The sequence below is a fragment of the Candidatus Brocadiia bacterium genome (genome assembly GCA_041658285.1).
In the GTDB taxonomy this organism is placed as follows: Bacteria; Planctomycetota; MHYJ01; order JACQXL01; family JACQXL01; genus JBBAAP01.
Window position 1 is genome coordinate 203,653 of the sequence record JBBAAP010000003.1, and the last position, 25,535, is coordinate 229,187.

At 50.4% G+C, this 25,535-nt stretch carries 21 protein-coding genes and 1 tRNA gene; 4 read left to right on the top strand and 18 right to left on the bottom strand.

The genetic code is table 11. The annotated features are described in order from the left end of the window. Positions 1-22 precede the first annotated feature (22 nt). Entirely contained in the window at positions 23-241 is a 219-nt protein-coding gene (locus WC980_04715) for a DUF167 domain-containing protein (protein MFA5794353.1), read from the top strand. A 584-nt stretch (positions 242-825) separates the two neighbouring features. Here WC980_04715 and WC980_04720 read toward each other — a convergent pair. The 10 genes from WC980_04720 to WC980_04765 form a co-directional block, all read right to left on the bottom strand. Then, positions 826-1,065 (bottom strand): DUF2007 domain-containing protein, encoded by a 240-nt coding sequence (locus WC980_04720; protein ID MFA5794354.1) that lies wholly within the window; start codon positions 1,063-1,065, stop codon positions 826-828. Beyond that, positions 1,050-1,679, bottom strand: a complete 630-nt coding sequence (locus WC980_04725) for a hypothetical protein (protein ID MFA5794355.1) — start codon at positions 1,677-1,679, stop codon at positions 1,050-1,052. The genes WC980_04720 and WC980_04725 overlap by 16 nt, the downstream gene beginning before the upstream one ends. 64 nt (positions 1,680-1,743) lie before the next feature. Then, positions 1,744-3,831 (bottom strand): PQQ-binding-like beta-propeller repeat protein, encoded by a 2,088-nt coding sequence (locus WC980_04730; GenBank protein MFA5794356.1) that lies wholly within the window; start codon positions 3,829-3,831, stop codon positions 1,744-1,746. A 1-nt stretch (position 3,832) separates the two neighbouring features. Then, positions 3,833-4,852: a hypothetical protein gene (locus tag WC980_04735; protein ID MFA5794357.1), complete on the bottom strand. Its 1,020-nt coding sequence runs from the start codon at positions 4,850-4,852 to the stop codon at positions 3,833-3,835. Positions 4,853-4,983: 131 nt separating this feature from the next. Further along, positions 4,984-7,383 carry a hypothetical protein gene (locus tag WC980_04740; protein ID MFA5794358.1) on the bottom strand — a complete coding sequence of 800 codons (2,400 nt, stop codon included), beginning with the start codon at positions 7,381-7,383 and terminating at the stop codon, positions 4,984-4,986. A gap of 76 nt (positions 7,384-7,459) precedes the next feature. Further along, positions 7,460-9,025 carry a hypothetical protein gene (locus tag WC980_04745; protein ID MFA5794359.1) on the bottom strand — a complete coding sequence of 522 codons (1,566 nt, stop codon included), beginning with the start codon at positions 9,023-9,025 and terminating at the stop codon, positions 7,460-7,462. 242 nt (positions 9,026-9,267) lie between these two features. Then, positions 9,268-10,212, bottom strand: a complete 945-nt coding sequence (gene trxB / locus WC980_04750; GenBank protein MFA5794360.1) for a thioredoxin-disulfide reductase — start codon at positions 10,210-10,212, stop codon at positions 9,268-9,270. A gap of 3 nt (positions 10,213-10,215) precedes the next feature. Continuing rightward, positions 10,216-11,379, bottom strand: coding sequence for a cysteine desulfurase NifS (gene nifS, locus WC980_04755; protein ID MFA5794361.1), 1,164 nt, complete (start codon positions 11,377-11,379; stop codon positions 10,216-10,218). Positions 11,380-11,428: 49 nt separating this feature from the next. Further along, positions 11,429-12,973 (bottom strand): prenyltransferase/squalene oxidase repeat-containing protein, encoded by a 1,545-nt coding sequence (locus WC980_04760; protein MFA5794362.1) that lies wholly within the window; start codon positions 12,971-12,973, stop codon positions 11,429-11,431. 158 nt (positions 12,974-13,131) lie between these two features. Continuing rightward, positions 13,132-13,905 carry a hypothetical protein gene (locus tag WC980_04765; protein ID MFA5794363.1) on the bottom strand — a complete coding sequence of 258 codons (774 nt, stop codon included), beginning with the start codon at positions 13,903-13,905 and terminating at the stop codon, positions 13,132-13,134. Between WC980_04765 and WC980_04770 the strand changes: the two genes are divergently transcribed. Beyond that, positions 13,859-14,161, top strand: coding sequence for a hypothetical protein (locus tag WC980_04770; protein MFA5794364.1), 303 nt, complete (start codon positions 13,859-13,861; stop codon positions 14,159-14,161). The genes WC980_04765 and WC980_04770 overlap by 47 nt on opposite strands. Before the next feature lie 249 nt (positions 14,162-14,410). Here WC980_04770 and WC980_04775 read toward each other — a convergent pair whose 3' ends face one another. The 6 genes from WC980_04775 to WC980_04800 form a co-directional block, all read right to left on the bottom strand. Then, entirely contained in the window at positions 14,411-15,280 is an 870-nt protein-coding gene (locus WC980_04775) for an ATP-binding protein (protein ID MFA5794365.1), read from the bottom strand. Positions 15,281-15,841: 561 nt separating this feature from the next. Continuing rightward, the gene (locus tag WC980_04780; protein MFA5794366.1) at positions 15,842-17,080 is read right to left on the bottom strand and encodes a type II secretion system F family protein; all 1,239 of its coding nucleotides are present in this window, start codon (positions 17,078-17,080) and stop codon (positions 15,842-15,844) included. Positions 17,081-17,097: 17 nt separating this feature from the next. Next, a complete protein-coding gene (locus tag WC980_04785; GenBank protein MFA5794367.1) occupies positions 17,098-18,822 on the bottom strand; it encodes an ATPase, T2SS/T4P/T4SS family in 1,725 nt (574 codons plus the stop codon). A 7-nt stretch (positions 18,823-18,829) separates the two neighbouring features. Then, a complete protein-coding gene (locus WC980_04790) occupies positions 18,830-20,545 on the bottom strand; it encodes an ATPase, T2SS/T4P/T4SS family (GenBank protein MFA5794368.1) in 1,716 nt (571 codons plus the stop codon). 10 nt (positions 20,546-20,555) lie between these two features. Continuing rightward, positions 20,556-20,996 carry a hypothetical protein gene (locus WC980_04795; protein ID MFA5794369.1) on the bottom strand — a complete coding sequence of 147 codons (441 nt, stop codon included), beginning with the start codon at positions 20,994-20,996 and terminating at the stop codon, positions 20,556-20,558. After that, positions 20,990-22,174, bottom strand: a complete 1,185-nt coding sequence (locus WC980_04800) for an acetyl-CoA C-acetyltransferase (GenBank protein ID MFA5794370.1) — start codon at positions 22,172-22,174, stop codon at positions 20,990-20,992. Before WC980_04800 ends, WC980_04795 begins: the two co-directional genes overlap by 7 nt. A 66-nt stretch (positions 22,175-22,240) precedes the next feature. Here WC980_04800 and WC980_04805 point away from each other — a divergent pair. Beyond that, positions 22,241-22,312: transfer RNA gene (locus tag WC980_04805), tRNA-Thr, on the top strand. Here WC980_04805 and WC980_04810 read toward each other — a convergent pair. After that, a complete protein-coding gene (locus tag WC980_04810; GenBank protein MFA5794371.1) occupies positions 22,307-23,350 on the bottom strand; it encodes a hypothetical protein in 1,044 nt (347 codons plus the stop codon). The two genes, WC980_04805 and WC980_04810, sit on opposite strands and share 6 nt — an antisense overlap. Positions 23,351-23,369: 19 nt before the next feature. Continuing rightward, complete coding sequence (locus tag WC980_04815) at positions 23,370-24,353, bottom strand: NAD(P)-dependent oxidoreductase (protein ID MFA5794372.1); 984 nt, start codon at positions 24,351-24,353, stop codon at positions 23,370-23,372. A gap of 121 nt (positions 24,354-24,474) precedes the next feature. On the opposite strand from WC980_04815, the gene WC980_04820 reads away from it, so the two are divergent. Next, a complete protein-coding gene (locus tag WC980_04820) occupies positions 24,475-25,530 on the top strand; it encodes a prenyltransferase/squalene oxidase repeat-containing protein (GenBank protein ID MFA5794373.1) in 1,056 nt (351 codons plus the stop codon). Positions 25,531-25,535 lie beyond the last annotated feature (5 nt).

Below are 25,535 nucleotides of genomic sequence, written 5' to 3' on the forward strand. Positions count from 1 at the left end.
CGAAGATCTGCGTACTAATCTTATGCGTATAGAACTCAAGGTCATCCCCAACGCCTCAAAGAACCTGGTCAAGCAGGAGCCCGGCCAATTCAAGGTTTATTTGACCGCTTCGCCCACGGACGGCAAGGCTAACGCCGCGCTGATAGAGGTCCTGGCAAAGCATTTCAAGATAGCCAAGCGCCGGGTGGCCATAATCCGCGGCCAGACCTCGCGCTATAAGCTGGTCGAGATAGAGGAATAAAAAACATCTTTTAGACCCGGATAGCAATTCTAATACACTTCTATGAAGCTTATGAAACAGACGCTTTGTCCGTTAAGTTGAGATATGTTTTTTCCTCATGTTTTACATAACTGCTTATAAAATATATGGATATGGCTGATTAAGTTTTTTGCGAATTTCCGGATTTATAGTAAAATGTCCGAGCTGACAGGGGGTTAACCCCTGCCTTTGGGGGTGGTAACCATCGGTATCGTAGGGGGTGACCATCGGTATTTTAGGGGGTAACCATTGGCAGTTAGGGGGATATCAATCCGCAGGCAGGGTAGTTACTATAGGTAGGTATGGTAGTCTCCCCTAGTAGGGTAGGTAGTATCCCCCTGTAACCCCGTTAGGTACTGCAGGTGGTCTGGGTGCCTGCGGATGGTAGGTACGGTAGTTACGAAAAGTAGCTAGGGTAGTTACCTATGGTAGGTATGGTGGTATCCGCTGGTTATTATGGGCGTCTCCCCTGGTAGGTTAGGTACCCTCCCCCCGTAGGGATGGGGGTATGGCGGGTGTGGAGAATTTCTAATTTTAGGTGCATTAAACCTTGGAAATGGGCTTGATTAGTGTATTTCAGCGCCGGGAAGGGTGTTTCCTTTGGAGCCCAGAATCTTTAGGGAGCGCTTGGCATCGGATTCGAAAACATTCAGGGATGTCGGAACGAACGGCAAGACTCCCCATCCGTTAAAAAGCAGTTCGTTGCCGACAACACATTTAATGCCGTTGTCTTCCAGGAGCGTTCGGTCAAAGTGCGCCTCCATCGGCGACATATATTCAGCGATAACGATTAATTTCTCGTCCATATTTTTTTGGGACCGTAGATTATGGATAATGTTATTATAGCCAAAATTGCGCATATGAGTGCAGAGGAATTCAAAGCTGTTATAACGACGAAAATCAAGGCTATCCGACGATAGAATTTTTGGGAGTATTTTCTTTCTTCTATTTCCTGTGCGGTGGGCTGGCGTCGAAACTCTTCGGCGTATATCGTTTCGGTTGGGGCTGTTATCCCTCCGATGACTTCTTCGGGCGGTATGCCTGAGTCCCTGGCTTGTTCCAGCTTGATCTTAAGGTAAGCCTGGAGAGCATTTTTTATCCTGAGCGCATATTGGTTTTGGGTAATCAGAATGCCCCAGCCGTTATGACACTCCCAGATATCAGCGTATTTATAGCCGCTAAACGGGGTTATCTCGAAAGGGATGCCAATATCTTCCAGAAAGGTTTTCAGCTCCTGGGCTTCGGTCTTGTCCCCGATGCCGTATACCGGCACCGGCATTGTTCTGTTGTCGGCGGACTCGCTGATTTTTAACTCGCGCTTTATCCGTTTTATGAGCCGACGAAGTATCCAGATGAATATGTAAGCGGAAAAGTAAACTATTAATATGAATATGACAAATTCTATCAAGAAATAACCCATAGCCTAACTATATTAAGCCCGGCAATATTTGTCAATGCTTACTTTCCTTTGTCTGGGGCGGGTCCTATTTAAGCTCGGGTTTAGTCGGCACCGGCACCGGAGCCGTCATCGGAAGTGCCGCCTGCCCCGGGAGGTAGGCGCTGAGCCGGCCGGCCGATGCGCTCAGACACAGCCCGGGCGTCAGCACCAGGTTCCCGCATTCCTGCGGGTTGGACCACTGGGCCAGATTAAGTATCGTGCCGTTTTTCAGGCCGACCTCGAGCAGGCCGTTGAGCGTGGGCAGGTAGACCAGGCCGTCGGCTATCAGGCCTTTGCCCCGGAAGGGGTGGTTGGCGATGACCCATTCGGGCTTGCCCTGCTTTTCGACGTTGAGGCTGGCCGCGGCTGAACTGCCGGAGATAACCAACTGATTCTCCCGCGCGCCGAGGATATAACGGGTGCCGCCGATTTCCTCGCCGTCCCAGCGCCAGAGCGGCCGTCCGTCGGCTTCGGACAAGCACAGCAAATAGGGCGAGTCTATGGGCGCGGCGTAGACACAGCCGTTGTGGCTGAGCACCGGGTTGTTTATCCAGTTGAGCGGCAGTTGGACCGGGGTATAGTCCTGCCGGACCGGTGGAATATTATATTGCTGGTAGTAGCTGATCCATTTGACGGCGCCGTTGTATTTGTCCAGCGCGGCCACCACGCCGATGTTGGCGCAGTAGTAAACGGTGTCGCCGGCGATGGTTACGGGCGAACTGACGGGCTCGCGGCTGGGGTTGTTGAACAGGTTGGTTTCGAGCATACCCGACGCGATGAAGGTCTGCCACTTGAGCGCGCCGGTGGCGGCGTCGAGGCAGTAGACGTAATGCTCGGGCAGGTCGGTCTGCTGTGGCGCCTTGACCCCGCCGGCGTAGAGGCTGTCGTTCTCCACGGCCGGTGCTACGCTGAACGAGACCTTGGCCAGCTTTTCCGAACTCCAAATAATTTTGCCGTTGGTTGCGTTGAAGCAGAACAGGGTCCGGTTGGGGAAGGGGAATTTGACGTCCAGGAAGCCGAGCTGGGTTTCGTGCCCGGCGTAGGCGGTAATCATTGGCGCGTAGACGCGGTCGCCTGCGGCCGCGGCGGTGCAGATGACGCGGTTCTCGAAAAAGAACCGGACGGCGTCGTCGCGGGGTATCTCGAACTTCCAGAGCGCGGGCAGCGGGTTGAGCCGGTTAGGCAGTCCGGCGGCGGCAGTAGCAGCCGGGCTGACGGGTTGGGGCGGTTTGGGGATGCCGAATGCGTAAACGGCCGAGCCGGTGGCCAGGAATATCCGCTCCCGTTTGACCACCGGGAAATACGGCAGGTAGGCGTTGGGGTCGTAGTTCTGGGGCCGGTAATACGGGTTATAGACGTTGGGATTGGGCGCGGGCGGGAGCAACCGGCCCGGGTCGGTGTTATCCGGGAAGACCCCGGCCAGGGGCGGCATCTGGGCCAGCGGCAGTTTGCCCCGGGCCGGCAGGTTGCGGCCGCTGTTGCCGCAATAGGCCGGCCAGTCGTTGCCGGCGGATTCGGATTGGGCGACCGGCGCCTTGAGCTTGGCCAGCAGTTCCATATTGGATCTGAGCGCGTCCGGATACGGCCCCTGGCCGTAGAGCCAGACGGCCTGGTCGAGGTAATGTTCGGCGCCGGTGATGTCGGATTGTTCCAGGCAGTCGGCGCTGAGGATGGCCAGCGCCCGCGGGCCTGAGGATGAAAAGAGGTAGCGCTCGGTTATTTCGGCCAGCTGTTTGATGCCGTTTGGTCCGGCTGATTGTGCGGCCTGGAAGAGCGTCCGGGCCGGCTGGTCGAACATAGACTGGTATGCCTTGCGCCCGGCCGAAGGCATATCGCGCAGTCCCTGGAGCGCGGCATATCGCGCGCCGCGGTAAAGCCCGGCGGAGTCTTTTGTTTCGGCCGGCACGACGTAGTCGCCGTACTGTTCCAATGCCTTTTGGTAGAGGACCGCGGCCTGGACCCAGTTGGCCGCATCGGCGGCCTGGCCGGCCTGGCTCAGGGTGGCGGTGGCCTCGGCGTTGACCCGGATATGCGCCCGTGGCTGGTCTTCGGCGTAGACGTTAGCCACTAAGGCATTTATACTGAGCGCAGCGAATGTACAAAGGGTGATGTTTATGCGCAGGAACAGGTTCATATTATTTCGTCTTTAGTTCCCCGGATTTGATTTCTTTCTCAAGTTTGGCTAATTGCTCGGCTAAATTACCTTTTTTATATTGGTCAGTTTCGAACTTATACGCTTGCTCCAGAGTGTTAATTGCACGGTTGCCTTCAATTAGATATAGGGCTTTTCTGGCAAACCGGGCTTTTTCTCCGTTGCTGCTCCAATCTTTCATGCTGAATTTCTTCTCGGCTTCTATTAGTTCTTGTTTCCCGGATTCTGTTAAATGCGGGTTGAAATGTTCCCGGAATGTGCCGTAGCGCAGTACGGTAACCAGCGGACTTACGGCCGGCTGACCTATTTTGGTTAAAGCCAAGTAAACCGCAGATTGAAAACCATCTATCATTAATTGATAATCAAGACCAGATACGCCTGTCGATGTCTCGTCATCAATAAGGAAACACATAAAATCAATTAATGTTTTGATGGCCTTGCTGGCCTTGAGTTCGCCCAATTCGCGAATGGCATCTTCGACCGGTGCGGACTGGAGATTTGAACCGTCTTCCATAGCATTTCGATAGCTATTAATTGTTTTAATTAATTCATCTATTGTGATGTCTTCGATTGAAACGGAAAAAATATCACCGATACGCCAGTCGCCGTTTTCAAACGGGATGATGACTTTTAAATCGTACCGTTCCTTGGGATTCTCGGGATCATCCGTGAAAAGGGCATCAATGGTTATGATGGCTTCGGCCAGGGCGCCGGGAGTTATTACAGTGATGCGGTGTATTTTGACGATGTTCACTTTTAAACCTGATGGCGGCTCGCGGGTCGCCATACTACTGATTTCTTCTTTACTCCGGCCGGCCCTTCCTTTATTGGACATCATCTCGTAGATTTTAGCGAAGTCCATGGTATTGATGCAGTTCTGGAATTCCCTCATTACCTGTTCTATGCGCGCCTGATTGGATTGGGTTGTATGGGTGGCGCTGCACCCGGCCCCGATTATGATTAGGATAGTTAAGATGATACTTATACGCAGGAATAGGTTCATAATTGTTCTTTTCCCCTTCCAAGGTTTCGCAGGATCCCCGCTCCACTTCGTTTCGGGGATAACGTGCTGCTAACTCCCTTCGGTCGAAGCGGCACTAACAGTCAGGACGATGCTGAGTTTTACAAATATATTCATATTAATCGGGCCAGTTTACGGATTATCCATTCGGCGGTGATGATAAGCAGGAACGCCAGGAAGACCAGCGGGCTGTCCCAGAGGTCTTTCTCGGTGGTCTCGGTGTAAAGTATGTCGGCGGACGGTTTTATTTTCTGGGCCAGGGTGTTTATCTGGTCCAGGTAGAGGAACTCGCCTTTGGTCTTTTCGGCTAACGCCTGCAGGGCCCGGACATTGATGCCGGGGTTTTCGTATTCGCGCGACGGGTAGCGGACGTTGAAGGCCACGATGGTGGGGTTTTCCTTGGGCCCGGTTTCCAGATAATAATTGCCGGCCACGGTTGGGACATAGGAGCCCTCGAACGAGCCGGTCTTGTTGGATTGGGCCAGGGCCAGCTCGACCCGGTTGGCCCGCCCGCCTTCGGCATTCGGGCGAGCTGGCTTATCCCTATCAGGCGGCGCAATCAGGCTGACGGAGTAAGACGACGCGGCCAGCGGGTTGTAGTCCGGGTCATAGACCCGGGCGAAGACGCGGACCCGGTCGCCCATCGTATAGTTGGGCCGGTCGGTGGCCAGCTGGTAATGCTTGTCGCCGGTGAGCTGGCTGCCCCTCAGGTAGCGCAGGGCGTTGCTCCAGAAGGCGTAGAAATACTTGTCGCCGTATAACAGGCACCAGCGCCAGGTTTCGTCGAAGGCGCTGAAGAATGCCCGGCCCTTGCCGTAGTTCTGGACGGCGATGAGGGCGCGTTCGCCGAAGCTGTTCTTGTCCAGCGGATGCACGGCCAGCACCCGGGCGCCCGGTTTGGGCTTCTTGACCGGGAAGAACCATATCATCCCGGGCAGGCCGGAGGAGTCTTCCCAGAGGCGCTGGTTAGACAAGGCGTTATCGTCCAGTTGCATCAGCGGCTCGGCCTTGCCCTCGGCCGTCAGTTTCATCTTGAATGCGTCCTTGATGGTTTCGTCCTCGCGCATCAGCGCGTTGATGGCGTAGGACTGGTCTTCCAGGGCGACGGGCAGGAGCTCGGTCATAAAGGTGCCCCGGAACGAGTCGGGATTATATTTGGCGCCGGCGATGAAGCCGATGCCGCCGCCCATATCCTCGATAAAGCTCTTGAGGTTTTCGACAATCTGGCCGGAGGCGGCCGGGCTGTCGGCCAGGCGCATCGGGTCGGCGTCGCCCCAGAGGATGACGTCGTATTCGAAGAGCTCTTTCTTGGTTCGGGGAAATTCGAACACCGGCGCAATGCCGGGTGATGATTCCTGGGGGAAGTCCGGGTCGGCGTCGAGCAGGAGCACGGCCGCTTTCATAGTCCGGTCGCGGATGAGCGAGTTCTTGAGGCGGCGGTATTCCCAGCGCGGATAGGTCTCGACATAGAGCACCCGGATGGTGTTGTCGATGACGTTGACGTAATGGGTGAGCGAGTTGTTCTCGGCCACGATTTCGCCCTTCTGGACCGGGATGCTCAGGGTGTAGACATAGCGGCCGGGCTTGTCGGGTTTGTATTTGAGGGTGACGGCGGCCTTGGCGCCGTCCGCCGGCATGGCCAGGATTTGCTCGGCCACGGCCGGGCCGGTCGACTTGGCGCCGGCGTCCGTATCGAGCGGCGATTCGGACAGGCTGGCCGTGACGGTTTCGCCTTCCTTAAGTCCGGTAGCCCGGACGGAGAATTCGAACGAGATAAAATCCCGGGCGATGGCCACGACCGGCGCCTTGAGGTCGGACAGCTCCAGGTCCTTGATGGGTTCTTCCCGGACCGGCGCTACGGTATAAATCGGGCAGACGGCGTTGCGGTCTTCGAGTATCCGGGCCGCCTCGAGCGGGTCCAGCCCGGCGTTGTTCTGGCCGTCCGAGACCAGGATGATGCCGGTGGTGTGGCCGTTGACGTCCTTGAGGGCGTCGAGCAGCGCGTTGCCGATGGCCGTGCCGTCGCTCCGGGCTTCCAGCCCGGGTTTGGCGTCGGCCGGCAGCTGGCTGACGGCGGTGCCGAAGGTATAGAGCCGGAGCTTGTAGGTCTCGGCTAATTTGCGGATGATTTCGGGCGGTTTAGCCTTGTCCTTGTCGTCCGGCTTGAGCAAGGCGTTTTCCACGGCGCTCAGGCGCGAGGGTGATTTCCCGCCTGATTTACCCGGGACGCTGAAGCCCATACTGAGCGAGTCGTCGATAAGGATGGGCAGGTTGGATTCGCGCCGGAAGGTGTATTCGGTGGACAGCACCGGCTGGTAGATTATCAGGACGAGTATGAAGAACAGGCTGGCTCGCAGGACGAGCAGGCCGAGACGCATCAGGGGCGAGGTGTTTTCCCGGCGGTAGACCAGATAGGTGGCCAGCAACACGGCTGGGATGATGACCAAGACGGTGACCCAGAGGGCCGGCGCCTGGCGGAAGACGAGACTCCAATCGCCATTAGAAAACTTCATATCAGCGGAATTTAGCAAAAGCCTGGCGTGAAGTCAAGACATTATTCCGGCCGATGCCGAGGGTCGCCCGGGCCGGTCAGTGGCCGGAGCCACTGCCCGGCCTGACGATAGCCAAGCGATAATAGACCTCGAGGGTGAGTACGTTGATGGCCGTGGAATAGACGCGGCTGCCTTCGTCGCTCCAGCGGTCAATCGGGTCCCAGGAGCCGTTGAGGCATCCGTCCGATTCCGGGCGCTGGTTCTTGATGACGGCGTCTTTCATCTTCTCGTTCCACTTTTTCCAGCAGGGGCCGTTAGGGCCGTCGAATTGGTTGAGGCAGTACGATGCGTAGAACCAGTAGTAGTAATCTATCTCGCCCAGCCTTGACGGGTTCCAGTTGGGCAGGTCCTGGAGGATGCGGTCTACGCCTTTCTTTATGACGGGGTCGTTGGCGTTCTTGTCGATGAATATCCGGACCATAATGCCGATGGCGGTCATGGACGGCTGGATTTTGGGGTCCTTTTCGCTGGGCCGGACGGCCACGCTGCCCAGTTCGGTGTAGCCGACCACGCCGTCGGTCTGGTTGGTGGTCTGGTCGAAGAAGTCGCGGACGTTGGTGAACACGGCCGGGTCGACGGTCAGGTCGGAGCCCTGGGCGGACTTGATGGCCATAGCCGCCCAGCCGGAGACCGAGGTGTCGTTGTTGCCGTCGCGCGGCTGGTAGCGCCAGGCTCGGCCCGGGTTGCGGGCGCTGAGCAGGAAGTCGATGCCCTTCTGGGCCGTGTCTTTGTAGGCCAGCCCGGCCGGGACGTCCTTAATCAGGCCGTAGAGGTCGGCCATAGCATAGGAGGCGATGGCCTGGTTGTAGAGGAACTTGCCCTGTTTGACGGAGCCGTAAATGCCCTGTGAGTCCTGGATGCCGGCCAGGAAGTTGGCGGCTTTCTTGACCGTGGTGCCGAAGCAGATGTTTCCATAGGTGTCTTTGGAGGACGGGGTGTAGCCGGCGCCGGTAAATGCCAGGAGCGCCAGGCCGGTCAGGCCGACGTCGAACTCCTCTTCGCCCGGCCCGCCGCAGCGCGCGCCTTTGCACTGGTTGAGGAACTTTTGGGCGCCCCAGGAACCGTCCGGGTTCTGGTGCCGGGCCAGCCAGAGCAGTCCGGCTAGAGTTGATACAGTTGTTGAAGTGGTAACTCCTGGAATACCACTTATACCGCCACCTGGTCGGTGCCCACCTAAACCTGGACCTATACCAATAGAATCGTATACGCCCTTGGCGTCCAATGGGGATTTTGTCTGTATATCATCCGGGTTCTCGTTCACTTCATCGTTTTCGTTGGGGTTTTCCACCGTCTTTTCAACCGGTTTTTCTTTGGTGATTACCGGTTTCTCAAACACCTCTTCCAACACATCAGGCGGTGGCGGTATCGGTTTGGTTAAATCTATCTCGGTAATAGAGTCAGGGATGACAACCTTTCCTGAGGTCGGTATTGCGGCCAGGATGAGCAGGATGAAGATATGGAAGGCGATGGATGCCATCCATATGGGTGCCATCTTCAAGACCGTGGTTTCGAGCCATTTCCCGATATCCAGTTTGCCGTCCAAGAGGTGGGCGGCCACAGAGCCTTCTTCAACCTCTATTATATGCCCATAACTGTGTACCATAAAAGCCTCCTTTCGCGTTAATCTCAGGGGGTATATTCGCCCCCCTATATATATTAAACGTAAAATACGGGAAAAAGTTCATTTATTCTTGAGAATTTGTGAACTTTTCCCCGGAAAAAGTGGCGCTGCGCGCATCCTTCGGAACATTTTATTATTCAGAATTATTGAAGTTTTTTTAAGGTGTGGTGATGAGGAGTTGAAAATGCTGGATTATTTTGGTTGGATTAAAAAAGGGGAGGTGTTTACAGGTTTTCCAGGTAGTGCTGGGCCGAGAAAGCGGCCCGGGCGCCGTCGCCGCAGGCGGTGATCACCTGGCGGAAGGACTGGCTGCGCACATCGCCGGCCGCGAAGATGCCGGCCTGCGAGGTTTTCATCTCCACGTCGGTGATGATGTAGCCCTCGCTGTCGGTCCGGACCGAGTCCGGGATGCAGGTAGTGTTGGGTGTGGTGCCGATGAATATGAAGACGCCGTCAACGGCGATGCTGTTGTTTGCGACGGCAACGTCGGTTTTAATCTGCTTGTCGGGTGCCGGCGCTAGGGTGACCGATTCTATTTTTTTCTGGCCGTTGATGGCGGTGATGACGGCGTTATAGACGAACTTTATCTTGGGGTTGGAGAAAGCCCGTTTCTTGAGGATATCCGAGGCGCGGAGTTCGTCGCGGCGGTGGATGATGATGACCTGTTCGGCGAACCTGGTCAGGAAGAGGGCTTCTTCGAGCGCTGAGTTGCCGCCGCCGGCGACGGCAACGGTCTTGCCCTTAAAGAGCGGGCCGTCGCAGGTGCCGCAGTAGGAAACGCCCTTGCCAATAAAGGCGTCGTGGCCGGGCACCTTTAGTGAGCGCGGCGTGGTGCCGCTGGCGATAATAACGGCCTTGGCCTGGGCGATGGGCGCTTGATTATCCTTGGATGTCAGGCTGAAAGATGATGTTTCTACGTTTATATGCCCGGCCCGGGCAGTGATGATTTCAAGACCGAACTTGACCGCCTGCTTTTCGATAAGCTGGGCCAGCTCGAATCCGTTGATGCCGTCCGGGAATCCGGGGTAGTTTTCGATATGGTCGGTGTTGATTATCATCCCGCCCGGCGCGGCCTTTTCCACCATTGCGGCTTTCAGCCCGGCCCGGCAGGCATACAGGCCGGCCGTCATCCCGGCCGGGCCGCCCCCGATAATCATCAAATCGTGCATATATTATTTCTTTTTATAGAGCGGCGACATCTCCCTGAGCCGCTGGACGGTTTTTACCAGGCAATCAAGCGTGAATTCTATTTCGGCCTTGGTGTTTTCCCTGCCCAGCGAGAACCTGATGGAGCCGTGGGCCAGTTCGGCCGGCACGCTCATGGCCGAGAGTACGTGCGACGGTTCCAGGCTTTCCGAGGTGCAGGCCGAGCCGGACGAGACGCAGATGCCGGAGCTGTCGAGGTTAAGGATGATGCCTTCGCCTTCGACATATTTAAATGTAATATTAAGCATGTTGGGCAGACGTTTGGTCCGGTGGCCGTTGACCTGGATATCGGTTATGCGCGAGGAGATTTGGCTTTCCAGGTAGTCGCGCAGTTCGGCGATTCTGGCGGAATCAGCCTCGAGGTTCTTATGGACCAGCTCCATGGCCCGGGCGATGCCGACGATGCCGGGCACGTTCTCGGTGCCGGCCCGGCGGTTGAACTCGTGGTGCCCGCCCAGTTGGAGCGGGGTTATCTTGGTGCCTTTGCGGATATACAGAACGCCCACGCCTTTGGGGCCGTAGATTTTATGGCCGGAGAAACTCATTAACGATACGGGCAGTTTGGCCAGGTCAATCCTGATTTTACCCAGGGATTGGACCGCGTCGGTATGGAAGGTGACGCCTTTAGCGGCGGCGATGGCGGCCAGTTCGCCGATGGGCTGGACTGTGCCGACCTCGTTATTCGCGTGCATTATGGTAACAAGTATGGTGTCGTCGCGGACGGCTTTTTTAAGGTCGGCCGGGTCAATGACACCTTGCTTGTCGACCGGCAGGAAAGTGACTTCGTAGCCCTGTTTGGACAACTGGACGCAGGTGTTAAGCACCGCGTGGTGTTCTATCTGCGAGGTGATGATGTGCTTGCCTTTGGATTTCTGGGCGCTAACCGCGCCCAAAACGGCCAGGTTATCGGCTTCGGTTCCGCCGCCGGTGAAGATGATTTCCTTGGGGTCGGCGTTAATCAGCTGGGCGACACTCTGGCGGGCGTTGTCAACATACTGGCGCGCCTGACGGCCTTTATGATGCAGGGACGAAGGGTTGCCATAGTCGGTTTCCCAGCAGGATTTCATGGCCTCGACTACCAAGGGATGAACTTTAGTCGTGGCGGAATGGTCCAGGTAGATTGTATTCATGCTCGGAGGTAAAAGAATCCAAATGGTTAACGCCTAACCTATTTGGATTTTATTTCAACCTTGTTATACCCAGCCGGTAATAAACCTCAAGGGTCAGGCAGTTGATGGCCGTGGAATAAATCCGGCTGCCTTCTTCGCCCCAGCGGTCATTCGGGTCCCAGGAACCCCAAGAGCAGCCGTCTGTTTTAGGGTGCTGGTTTTTAACAAGGACTTCTTTCATTTTTTCGTTCCATCTTTTCCAGCAAGGGCCGTCCGGGCCGTCGAACTGGTTGAGGCAGTACGACGCGTAGAACCAGTAGTAATAATCTATTTCGCCGAGTTTTGACGGGTTCCAGGTGGGCAGGTCCTGAAGAATTCTGTCCACGCCTTTCTTGATAATCGGGTCTTTGGTGTTCTTATCGATGAAGACCCGGACCATAATGCCGATGGCGGTCATAGATGGCTGGATTTTAGGGTCTCTTTCGTTGGATTTAACGGCCACACTGCCTAGTTCGGTGTAACCGACCACGCCGTCGGTCTGGTTAGTGACATCGTCATAAAACGATTTAATGCTGTCAAAAACGGTGTGTTCGACGTTAAGTTCGGAAAGTTGGGCTGATTTGATGGCCATGGCGGCCCATCCGGAAACCGAGGTGTCATTCTGGCCGTCGCGCGGCTGGTAGCGCCAGGCCTTGCCCGGGTTCTGGATGCTGACCAGATAGTCAACGCCTTTCTGGGCGGCGTCTTTGAATATAACGCCGCTGGGGCTGTCTTTGATCAGACCGTAAAGGTCGGCGACGGCGTAAGTCGCAATGGCCTGGTTATACATAAATTTGCCCGGTTTTACTCCGCCGTAAGCGCCCTGGGTGTCTTGGACTCCAACCAGGAAATTAGCCGCTTTCTTAACGACTACGCCGAAGCAAATGCCTTCGTACTCGTCTTTGGAAGACGGGGTGTATCCGGCGCCAGTGAATGCCAGGAGAGAGACGCCGGTTAGGCCGACGTCGAATTCTTCTTCGCCCGGTCCGCCGCAGCGCGCGCCCTTGCATTGGTTCATGAACCGCTTGGCGCCCCAGGAGCCATCAGGATTCTGGTGTTTGGCCAGCCAGATTAAGCCGGCCAGAACGGCGTCTTCGGTTGCGGCCGGGGCTTTTTTTCTCCGTCCGCCGCGACGTCCGCCGCCGCCGCCTAATCCGCCGCCGATACCGATACTGTCATATACGCCCTTACCTTTCAAGGGTGAAGGGGTTAAATCCTTGTCAGTATCCTCTTCTGATTCTGTCTCCACCTCGGGTTTGAGGATTTCTTCTTCCTCGGTTTCCTTTTCTATTTCTTCTTCTTTGAACTCTTCTTTTATTTCATCAACCGGCGGAGGGATTTTTTTGTCCAAGTCAACAACCGTAATAGAATCGTCTATTTTATGGCCCGGGCCGGTAGAGATGGTGGAAAGCACCAGAATGATAAAAACGTGGAAAGCTATAGAGGCCAACCACATTGGTGCCATTTTGAGTACGGACTCTTGGAGCCACATCCCGATATCCAGCTTTTCATCCAGCAGATGGGCGGCGATAGAGCCTTCTTTGATTTCTACTTCTTGTCCGTAATTTGGTGCCATATCAGACCTCCTTCTATTTATGGGTTATCAAGGAGGATTTAGCTCCCCTTATTATATTAAACGTAAAAAACGGGGAAAAGTTCATTTTATTTTGATAATTTCGTAAACTTTTTTGGGAAACGTGGTGTTAGGCACTCCCTTCAGGAGCATTTTATCTGTTATTTTTTATCCGCAATCAGCTTTTTGACGGCTTTCATTTCATTATTTATTTTATTCTTAAGTGGTCCGGCCATATCGGGGTATTCTTTTGTAAATGCCCGGTATTTCTCCAGTGCGCCGGCCGGATCTCCTTTATTGATTAATTCGTCGGCTTCAACCCGGACCTTGGCAAAAAGCTCATTAGCATTCCCCTTTTTTTCTTCGGATTGCTTTTGTCTTAATTTTGATACTTCATCGGTTGCTTTCTGGGCAGAAGTGGTTTCACCATAATCTTTTATGAATTTTATTAAATCTTCGATTATATCGGGGAATTGTTCTTTGTCGGCGTTTTTGGCTTTAGAGAGGATGGGGTCCAGAATGCGCTGGGCATCTTCTTCCCGGTCAATCCTTTTCTCAACCTTGCTAAGGGCTTCTTTTACAGCTTCCCTTTTATCTTTGGGGTAATCATTGAAGCGGGGGTCATTAAGGAATTCTTTATATGTGCTCTTGGCCTTTTGGAATTCGTTGTCTTTTGCCTGTTTCTGGGCTTTTTCTAAAACTACCATGGCCTCTACGACCATAGCGTCGAATCTTTTTTCGGCCTTTGAACTGAAAAACAGCCAGATGGCTCCCAATACGATTAGGGCTCCGACACCGGCGGCGATTTGTACCGTGTAATCTTTGGTCTCTTTCCTGGTTTTCTTTTGCTCATTGCCGGTATTCGGGTCTTCTTCCGGCTCGGTTCTTATGGGTTGTTTAAAAGGGCTTTTTATCGCGGATGGCTTGGTGGTCAAGGCTTTTGTCGGAGGCGGTGGAATAGCAGATGGGCGCCTATTAACCGCTGTGCTGGCTGTCAGGGGCGGCGGAGCCGGCATTCTTACCGTGGGTGCCGCTGTTGTTGCCGGCCTTAGAACTGTTTTTACCGGGGCCGGAGGCGGCGGCGGAACTCTTCTGTTAACTGAAGGACTGGTTGTCAGTGGCGGAGGAGGAGCCATCCTGGTAATCGGCGCCGCAAGGCCGGCCGGCCTTGCCTGTGTTACTACCGGTTGAATTCCAGGTGCCTTTCTGATTGCCGGTGGTGGAGCAACTCTTACTGCTGGGGCAACCGGTGTTCTTAGGGCTGGTTTTGGTTGAGGGGCTACTCTATTTACTATTCCCGTAGCCGGTCTGTTATGTGCCTGTTGTGGTGCTTTTGGGTTATTCATAGTAAGTAGTTGTAAATATCATAATTATTTGGTTTGTCAAGATAAATCAAAATACTTTTTTATTGCTTCCCCATCAACGCAGCATCATAAATGGTTAGTTTAGCGGCAAAAGGACGGTGAATTTGGCGCCTTTTGGTTCGATATTTTCTACGGTTATCTCGCCTTTATGGGATTGAACAATGCGGTGGGCTATGGCTAGACCCAATCCAACTCCCTGGGGTTTGGTGGTGAAAAAAGGCTCAAATATTTTTTTCATGTTTTCCGAAGGAACACCTTTGCCGTAGTCGATGACTTCTATAGCTATGAGATTTTGATTGCCACGGATAGTTCGCGACGGCCTATTCGTTAAATAGGCCTTAACTATTATTTTCCCCCCGGGAGAACTGGCCTCGACTGCATTGTGTATAAGGTTGTATAAGACTTGTTTTATTTGTTCCGGATCCGCTTTGCAGTTGATATTTGTCGGGGCATCAACGCTGATATCAAACAAATCACCTGTTTTGCCGTCCCGAACCCTGGAACCTTGTTTTATAAGCATCACCACGTCTTGAATTACTTCGGTTAGGTTAATGTTTTTTATTAATACCGGCCGTTCCCGGGCAAAATCAAGAAAGTCGCTGATAATTTTATTAAGACGGTCTGTTTCCTTAAGAACGGTATTTATCAGTTTCTGATCATCAAGTTCGGATGTATTACGGTTTAAAATATTCTGGGTGTTAGATTGATTAGGGGGCGGGGATGAGGCTTTTTTGGACAAACTCTGGACTGCTCCTTTAATTGCAGTTAGCGGGTTGCGCAATTCGTGAGCGATGCCGATACTCATTTCTTTGAGCACTTCCAGCATTTCGGTGCGCCTTTTCAGTTCATTTCGGAGATAGCGTTCCGTAGCCAGCTCGTTAACCAAGCGGCCTGCTGCATAGGCTACGAAGTGAATAATCAAAACGAAAAAGAAAAGATACGGCAAAAGAAACCTAAATCCTTGTGCTGAAGTTTTGACAAAATCCGGCGGCAATAAAGGGAGTGAAAAATGTCCTGCGGCGCTTAGCGAGTATAATATTGTGACTATGGCCAAAAGGGTGCTTGAAACTGAAGCAAAAAACATGCCTATTCTGGGGCTGACTAGCATATTAGCGGCTAGGATTGAAGCAAAATAAAGACTTACAAAGATACTCCCCGAACCGCCCGTAAAATAAGCCAGCAGGGTTTCTATGATAATATCAATTCCGATTTGGAATAAAGCAAGTTTTCTGAGAGCGGCGTTTTCTTTTCCCGGGATTTTTTGTTCAGACTGAGTCTCTGGTACGGGTGACAGGTATTTTATTAAGAGGATATATATCAGGTTGATTAGGCAGGTAAAAATAAGGGTTAAATAGGCACCAAGCACATGAGGCGGGAATTTAGGCTGTAAGGCATGCTGGGAATAAGTCTGTTGGCCTAGATGATATATTAAAATTGCGCCCAAGCCCAGTATTGCGATAATGAGCCTATAAAATAAAAACCATTTTAGGCGGTTACGTAGCATGTCTTACTTTTTCTTATTCATAACCTGTTTCTGAATTTCAAATATGGGCAATAGAACAGCGATAACAACTCCGCCGACAACAGCGCCCATTATGCCGATCATTAATGGCTCAATCATCGCGGTAAGAGAGTCGACAAGTGCTTCAACCTGTTGATCGTAGAATTCCGAAATTTTCTCAAGAAGGGCTTCCAGCGCGCCGGATTTTTCCCCGATGCCGATCATCCTGGTAACCATAGGTGGAAAAATCGGACTGCGGCTTAAAGGTTCACTAAGCGATTCACCCTTTTGAACGCTGTCCTTGGCGGTATTTATCGCATTTTCAAGGAGGATGTTTCCAGAAGTAGCGGCTACTATCTCTAATGCGCCAAGAATCGGAACGCCGCTTTTAATAAGAGTAGAGAATGTCCGGGCGAAGCGCGAGATGGCAACTTTCTTAAATAGTTCACCCATAACTGGTATTTTTAAAGTTAGCCAGTCAAAAACGTACTGACCTTTTTTTGTTTTTAATGCCAACACTACGCCAATAATGAAAGCTGCTATTACGAGGAAAACAACTAAAAAATATTCTCTCATTATTGTGCTCATTGCCATAAGAATTTGGGTTGGCAGTGGCATAGAAATACCCATGCTTTCAAAAATTTGCTTAAATTTGGGAATAATAAAAACAAGGAGCCCAACTACAACCAGAACAATCATGCTTAAAGAGATTATGGGGTAGGTCATAGCTGATTTAATTTCGCGCTTTAATTTTTGAGATGCTTCCATATATTCAGCAAGCCTGGCAAGAATACTGTCCAGCTGGCCGCCGGCTTCACCAGCCTTAATCATGCTTACATATATTTTATAAAATACTTTAGGGTGGTCGGCAAGAGCGGCTGAAAAATCAGAACCGCCCCTGACCTTTTCTACAACTTCCGCGAGAACCAGCTTGAATCCTGGGTTATCAGTTTGTTCCTGTAAAACTTCCAAACTCTCCATCAATGGTATGCCGGCGGAAATCATTGTTGCCAGCTGCCTGGTAAAGATAACCAGTTCTTCCATTGAGGCGCGTTTAGCTGGAGTTGGTTTCAATAATGAAGCGAAAATACTTTTTTGCCCCGAAACCTTGATTTGATTGATATTCATTACCGTTAGCCCTTGTTTTTTTAGGTTGGCAGTAGCCTCAGCCATATTCGTAGCCGTGACAGTGCCATTGGCTGTTTTTCCATCAGTTTTTTTTGCAGCGTATTTAAATTGAGGCATAAATTTATCTCCTATTATTAAGTGGCTTTTAAAACCTCTTCAATGGTTGTTTCCCCGCGCAAAGCTTTAAGTACACCTCCCCGTCTTACAGTAATCAAACCGCATTTTTCTATGGCATAATCACGTATTTCAAGAACGGAAATACCTTTTATCATCATTCGCCTTACTTCGTCCGTAATTTCTAATACTTCATATATAGCAGCCCGTCCTTTATACCCTCCAAAGCATTTGGGGCATCCTGCCGCTTTATAGAGAGTCAGGTTTTTTAATTCTTCAGGCTTGAATCCAATCGAAATCAACCTTTCGGGCGGTGGCATTTCGTTTGCTGGAATCGGCGTTTTGCATTGAGTGCAAATTTTTCGTATAAGCCGTTGGTTCGCGACCATAAGCACGGCTGATGAAATCATGAACGGATCAATACCCATGTCCACCAAGCGAGAAACCGTAGAAACTGCATCATTTGTATGAAGAGTGCTGAAAACAAGGTGTCCGGTGATAGCTGCTTTGATGCCGATATCAGCGGTTTCCAAATCACGCATTTCGCCGATCATTATAATGTCAGGATCCTGTCTTAGAATAGAACGTAATGCAGAGGCGAATGTCATTCCCTGTTTTGGGTTGACGGAGACTTGGATTATTCCCGGTAGTTGATACTCAACCGGATCTTCCACTGTAATCAGATTTTCTTCCGGGTCGAAGCATTCTTTTATGGCGCAATAAAGAGTTGTTGTTTTTCCCGACCCGGTTGGGCCGGAAATTAAAACCATTCCGTATGAGGCAGTAATAGATTTTTTAAATACTCTCAACGCATTTTCTTCAAATCCGAGATCATCAAGAGAAAGATTTAGGCTTGATGAATCCAGCAGCCTCATTACAATTCTTTCTCCGTGAACCGTAGGAGTTACTCCGACGCGAAAGTCGATACGTCGACCCTCTATTTTAATTTGGAATTTGCCGTCCTGAGGCATCTTTCTTTCTGATATGTCAAGCCCAGACATTATTTTTATTCTTGACGCGATAGCATTGTGCAGCCTTTTGGGTGGGAAAAAGACCTCTTTGAGTTTGCCGTCGCACCTTAGTCTTACCCGAACCCTTTTTTCATAAGGTTCAATGTGAATGTCGCTAGCGCCTTCATGCAAGGCCTTAAAAATCAGCATATTAACCAGCTTGATTACCGGGCTATCTCCTGATTCGTCAGTAATTTGGGAAAGGTCGACGTTTTCGTCAATATCAGCCTCAGCTTCGCTTAATTCAAGTTCCGGACCGCCCGTAACACCATCCATTATTGAACTCATCTTTTCTTCTTCGGAATGATAGAATTTTTTAATCACGCTTTTTAGTTGCCTTTCAAGAGTTAACACAAGCCTTAATTCACATTGTGTTCTCAACCTGATATCATCTAGCTTAAAAACATCAAATGGGTCGGCAATGGCAATGGTTAAGATGTTCGATATTTTAGATATTGGCAGAATATTATAATATGCGGCTTTATCTTCCGGTATTATTTCTAGGGATTTTTCGTCCGGAGTAATTTTTTCGATTATAATTGGGGGCAATTTAACTTCGTAGGAAATAAAACTGAGAAGAGTCGGTTCATCAACGACCTTTTTATCCAGAACCACTTCAATAAAGGGTTTGTTTTCCTTGGCCGCTATGCCCAGAAGTTCGTCTGATTTTTCCTGATTGATAGCTTTATTTTTTAGGAGAATACTATTTATTTTTTTATCTGAAGCTGTTATCATAGCCTAATTATAACTCAGTCATTCTTAAGACTTCTTCAATAGTTGTTTTTCCGCGCATAACGTTCATGAGGCCACATCGTCTTAGCGTTACCATGTTCCTATTTTTAATGGCATATTCTTTAATATCCATAACTGGTGCACTTTTAATAATCATTCTTCTCATTTCATCATCAGCTTCAAGAGCTTCAAGGAATGCAAATCTACCTTTATAGCCCTCATTGCAGCGAGGACAGCCTACGGCTTTATAAAGCGTCATGTTTTTGCATTCTTCCGGTTTAAACCCGATAGATATCAGTTTTTCTATCGGTGGTAATTCGTCGTATGGTTTTTTACAATTCTGACAGAGTTTCCTAGCTAATCTTTGAGCTGCAATTAAAAGCACGGCGGAAGATACCAGGAATGGATCTACACCCATATCGATAAGGCGGGATATTGATGATGCCGCATCGTTGGTGTGGAGTGTGCTCAAGACCAGATGTCCGGTCATAGCAGCCTTAACCGCAATGCCAGCTGTTTCTCCGTCCCTAATTTCACCAACCATGATTTTGTTGGGGTCCTGCCTGAGAATAGAGCGCAGCGCCAATGCGAATGTAAATCCTCTTTTGGGGTTAACTGGTATTTGGCCTACGCCTTCCAGCTGATATTCCACCGGGTCTTCCACCGTCATGATATTATCTTCCGGAGACATGATTTCTTTGAGTGCCGAGTAAAGCGTTGTTGATTTCCCGCTGCCGGTCGGTCCGGTAACAAGCATTAAACCATAAGGTGAATTAACTGCTCTTTTGAAAGCCGCCAGAGCTTCAGGCTCAAATCCAAGGATATCCAAGCCCATATTAATGCTTGAAGAGTCAAGAACCCGCATAACTACTTTTTCTCCGAAAATTGTTGGCAGAGTTGAAACACGGAAGTCTATTTGCCGGCCCTCATATTTAATCTGAAATTTCCCGTCCTGAGGGATGCGGCGCTCGGCAATATCCAGGGATGTCATTATTTTGATTCTGGATAAAACGGCATTAAAAATTTTCTTGGGCGGTGACATAACTTCATGAAGCACCCCGTCTTTGCGATAACGAACAGCAACCTTTTTCTCATAAGGTTCAACATGTATATCGCTGGCGCCCTCTTCTAAAGCTTTATATACAATCATGTTGACAAATTTAACAATAGGTGCGTCCTCGGCCGCCAAGGTCAATTCCGCGACATCCACATTTTCCCCTATGTCAAACTTGGTCAATTCTATGTCGTCGGTAATAGTTTTTTCCAGGGCTTTTTCCATCTCTTTTTCGCCCGGATTGTAAACCCGGTGGATATTTTCCATTATGGCGTGTTCAGTAGAAAGGACTAATCTTAGTTCGCTGCCTAAAACTATTTTAAGCTCGTCTATTTTCATCAGGTCAAATGGGTCGGCAATTACCACGGTCATAATGTCGTTGATTTTGGTAACTGGTAGAATTCCGTACGCCTTCATTTTTTCTTGGGGAAAAGTTTGAATAATGGAATCGTCCGGCTGTATTTTAGTGACATCGACCGGGGGGATATTTATTTCCAGTGCCAGCGCGGACAACACCTTGTCTTCTGTTAATATGTTGTTTTTAGCGAGCGCTTCCACATAAGATATTTTGTCCGCTTCCATTTTCTTTAGTATTTCTTTATTCTGGTCAGCGGTAACAAGTCCGCGTTTCAGTAAAATGCTGCTTATTCTTTTATCAAGAGTTGCTCCCATAGGTTATTTATTATTTTTGGGCTTGGATTGCCTGTTTTATCTGTGAAGCCGTGCTTACAAACACAAATATCTGGCAACCGGTTTTTTTTTCTATTTCTTCGAAAACTTTTTCGCTCAGCGTTCCCGAAACGGCAATGGTTACGATAGTCCCAATTTTGTCTAACGGGATAAGTTCGTTTTGGAGTAAAAATTCTTTAGGGAGAAGGCCAAATACTTCCTTGGTGATAGAGTAGTTTGTTGCATTAACGTAAGGTAATCCAAATTGAGTTGAAAGCGCCGCAGCAATATCAAGTTCGGTAACATAACCAAGTTTTATTAAAACTTCGCCAACCATTCCGCCGACTTTTTGTTGTTCCTTAAGGGCTTCTTGTAGCTGTTCATTGGTAATTAAACCTTCATTGATAAGAAGTTCTCCCAGTCTTTTTCTGGTTAATTTGGATATATTTACCATAATTCCACGCTCATTGCAACCGCATTGCCGCCGCCTAGGCAGAGAGCAACCAGTCCTTTTTTCATTCCTTGATCTTTTAATGCATAAATAATTGTAGTTAAAAGGCGTGCGCCGGAGCACCCAATCGGATGCCCTAAAGCCACTGCGCCGCCGTTGACATTGACTTTGTCTGTCGGCAAATTGAGCTCTTTCGTCAGTGCAACCGCTGCGGACGAAAACGCCTCGTTTATTTCAAATAAATCAAAATCTGATGTTTTCATCCCGGTTTTATAAAGCAATCGCTTTATCGCTTCCAACGGAGCCATCATCACCCATTCTGGTGCCATTCCGCCTGTTGCATATCCTGTTATTTTTGCCAGAGGTATTACATTGTTTTTTATAGCTGTTTGCGAATTCATTATTACCACTGCGGATGCCCCGTCGCTTATCTGCGATGCGTTACCAGCCGTTACCGTTCCGTTTTCCTTGAAAGCCGGTTTTAGTTTGCCCAGGCTTTCCATTGTCGTATCTCCTCTTACGCCCTCGTCGGTGTCGAAAATAATCGGTTCAGGTTTTTTAGGCTGCTTTATTTTTACCGGAATTATCTCCGGTTTGAATTTACCTTCCTTTATGGCTTTGGCCGCTTTAAGATTGCTCTTCATGGCAAATTCATCCTGCATCTGGCGGGTTATCCCGTATTTGTCCGCAACCAGTTCAGCCGTGTGACCCATATGAAAATCGTTATAAATATCCCAAAGTCCGTCAAAAACCATTGCATCAATCATTTTTCCATGGCCTAAGCGCTGCCCATACCGAGCTGTAGGCAGGATATACGGCGCGTTTGTCATATTCTCCATGCCGCCGGCCACAATAATATTATATTCGCCGGCCAGAATGGCGTTGGCTCCCAGCATAATTGTTTTTAAGCCGGAACCGCAAACCTTATTAATTGTGAACGCTCCAACCGAATCGGGTATCCCGCCTTTACGCAGGGCCTGGCGCGCCGGGTTTTGTCCTAATCCGGCTGAAATCACGTTACCCATAATGACTTCTTCCACCTGTTCCGGTTTTATACCGGCCCTTTTTACTGCTTCGGAAATCACAAAACCGCCCAGGTCCGGAGCCGAAAACGGCATCAACGATCCCTGGAACTTGCCGATAGGTGTTCTTACTGCACTTGCGATAATTACTTCTTTCATAAACAATTCCTTGACTGAGAGTTTATATTATTTTATAAACCGCTGTTATTACTCTGTTTGTTTCTAGCTAGCCTAGCTCAATGGTGGAGCTCCGCTTTCGTAAAGCGGGGGTTATGGGTTCGAATCCCATGGCTAGCTTTTTTTCTTGATTATCTGTCCGTTCAGCCCGACTTGCTTAAATCTGGCCAGGCATTCTTTTGCTACAGTTTCAGAAACATCCTTTAAAACCGGAATCATTGACCGGTTGGCCATTTGTCTGGCCTGGGCTATTTGTATACCCTTGATTTCTGATATTAACTCGGCCGCTTCTTCCTTTTTAGCCTGAGGGATTGCCGCTAAAAATAAAGAATACTCGTTTGTTTCAGTACTGGCCGCTTCCATAACAACTTCTTTAGGCGGCGCTTTGGCGGTGGTTGTTAATCTTGGGGCTGGTGTTTGTCGAGGCTGTGGTTGTTCCTGCAGAATATCTACCGGCTCAGCGGCGGGTTCAGCCGGAGTTTCTTCGGCAACCGGTTCCAGTTCGACCACGCCGTCTTCAGCTGGCGCTTCATCCATCGGCGTCATCTCAACTTCTTCACCGCCGTCCTCTATTGGCGTGGGCTCGACCGTTTCCCCCTCCGCCGGAGGCGGTTCAGCTACCGGACCTTCTTCAGTTTGCGTTTCTTCGGCACTGCCGTCCATAGGTTGGACCTCGACAACCCGGCCTTCCGCCTGTTCGGCCGCCGCGCTTTCCTGGGCTTTCATAAAAGTGTTAAAGGGGTTGCCTACGCGCTTGAAAACAAATGTTTCGCCGCAATTCGGGCAGACAAATGCATTTCCCCGCCACTGGAAATCAACGTATTGAGCTATTTTTCCGTTTGGCAATTCCTGGAAATTAAACTTGGACGGCCAGATAACCCGGGCCATGGTCGGCGGTAGTTTAGTCGAAACGATGAACTCTATGCCTTTTTGGGATAGTTTTATCAGTTCGGGTTTAAGCATCCTGACCGCGTCTTTATTTATGTTAGTGACGAACGCAACGGGCGCGCTGATTAAGACTTGTTCGGCAGCTTCTTCGTTCATCCCGAAAGTGGACGCCAGTTGTTTTGCCATATCAGGTATGCCACCCACCCATTTTTCATCTACTGTAGAAATTATGATGTGATATTTTTTTACTTGTCCCGCATCCTCTGCCATAAGCTACCCCTCCTTCACTCTATATCCACTTATGTTGTCTGTACCAAGCAGCGGTTTTTTCGACGCCGTCCTCAAGCGTTGTCCGGGCCGTCCAGCCAAAATCACGCCCGGCTTTATTTACGCGGCATACCCAAAAATTACGGGTCAGCTCGCGCGCCTTCTGACGGTTAAATATCGTCTGTTGCCCGCTTAAGTATGCGACCATTTCGAAAAGTGTCGCAGACCCCTTTATTAATACATCAGGCAGCCATAAAGGGCAAGATATTTTGTTATTTCTCACCGCCTTTTTTATGATTTTAGCCAGATAATTTATAGCATATGGTTTTTCGTTGGCAATAAAATAAGTATTTCCTGAGGCCGCCTCATTTCTTGACGCATTTATAATAGCCTCAACCAAATCGTTTACATAAACAAGGCTTACCTGCCGGGATGCCTTGAAATAAGGCACAAAACCATAGCTAACCGTCTTGAAATATAACAGGAGTCCGTCATCACGCGGTCCGTATACCGGCGGTGGTCTCAGGATGGTTATGGGAATGCGGCTGGAATATGTTTTCAGCGCTTCTTCTCCCTTTAGCTTGGTCAGCCCGTAATCGGTAACCGGACGGCACCGGTCGTCTTCGGAAATGCCGGAGACGTCATCAGCCGGTCCGGCCGCGGCCAAGCTGCTCAGGTAAACAAGACGCCTGATTCCCGGATTGCTTTCAATTATGGCGTCGCCCAGGTTTTTAGTCAGCGTCGCATTGGCTTTTTCGTATTCGTCGTAAGAAAACGCTTTTATCAACCCGGCGATGTGGTAAATATAATCAAAGCCTTTAACGGCATCTTTAAGGAATGATATTTCTTGCAGGTCGCCTTCAATAAATTTTACGGGCAGGTTTTGCAACCAGCGGCGATTGCTTATCGGTCTGACCAAACAGGTTACATCATCTCCGCGCTGGAGTAGCGACTCAACCAGATGGCTTCCGACAAAACCAGTTCCACCCGTTACCAGAGCTTTCATTCCGAATAAATAACCATATCTTTTATAAAAATCAATAAATATTCAGCCTAAACCGGAAATCGCCCCGTATTTGATATAATTTGACAAAACGCCGGGAATATGGCATATTAAGCGCTTTCGTATGAAATACATCATAGCTATCAGCCTGGTATCTTTCGGATTGATCATCGCGGCAACCGAGCCCAAGGCTCCGGTCCTTGTCCCCAACAGCGAAGCGGTAACCAGTTCTGTGGACAAAGGCTTGGCATACCTTAAACAGACGCAGCAGCCCAATGGCGCCTGGATATGTAAGGTGGGCTATAAACTCAACGAGAGTTACATCGGTCCCGAGAATGAAAACGTCGCGGTCACCGCCTTGGCCGGCATAGCTTTTATGGCCCAAGGCAATCTGCCGGGCCGGGGTAAATACGGACAGGAAGTCTCCAAGGCCGTTGACTTCGTTCTGTCCTGCTCCAGGGACACGGACGGTTACATCACCAAGCACGGCAGCCGAATGTATGAGCACGCCTTTGCCACGCTGTTTTTAGCCGAAGTGTACGGAATGTCGCCCCGCGAGGACATCAAGAACAAGGTCAAGAAGGCGGCGTACCTGATAGTTTCCAGCCAGAACGCCGAAGGCGGCTGGCGTTACCAGCCGGCGCCGATAGACGCGGATATTTCCGTCACCGTCACGACTGTCCAGGCGCTACGGGCCGCCCGCAACGCCGGCATCAGCGTGCCCAAGGAAACCATTGACAACGCCATAAATTATATCAAGAAATGTTCCCGCCAGGATGGAGCTTTCGAGTACCAGCTGCCAAGCAGCCGTTGGCAAAGCCTGGCGCTTTCCTCGGCCGGAGTTACATCTCTGATGTGCGCCGGCGAATACGACGCGCCTGAAGTTCTGCGCGGGATTAATTTCATCATGGATATCGTTTCCAAGGGGCGCAAGCACCCGTATTATCCCATTTACGGCGATTACCACTATTTCTATGCGCATTACTATACCGCCCAGGCATTACACCAGGCCGGAGGCCGATACTGGGATACCTACCTGCCGCTTTTACAGAAAGAGCTCTTGCCCAAACAACTGGCCGACGGTTCCTGGGCTGATGACGTCGGGAAAACATACGCCACTTCTATGGCCTGCATAATTTTACAAGTCGAAAATGATTATTTGCCGATAATACAGAGATAGGCAAC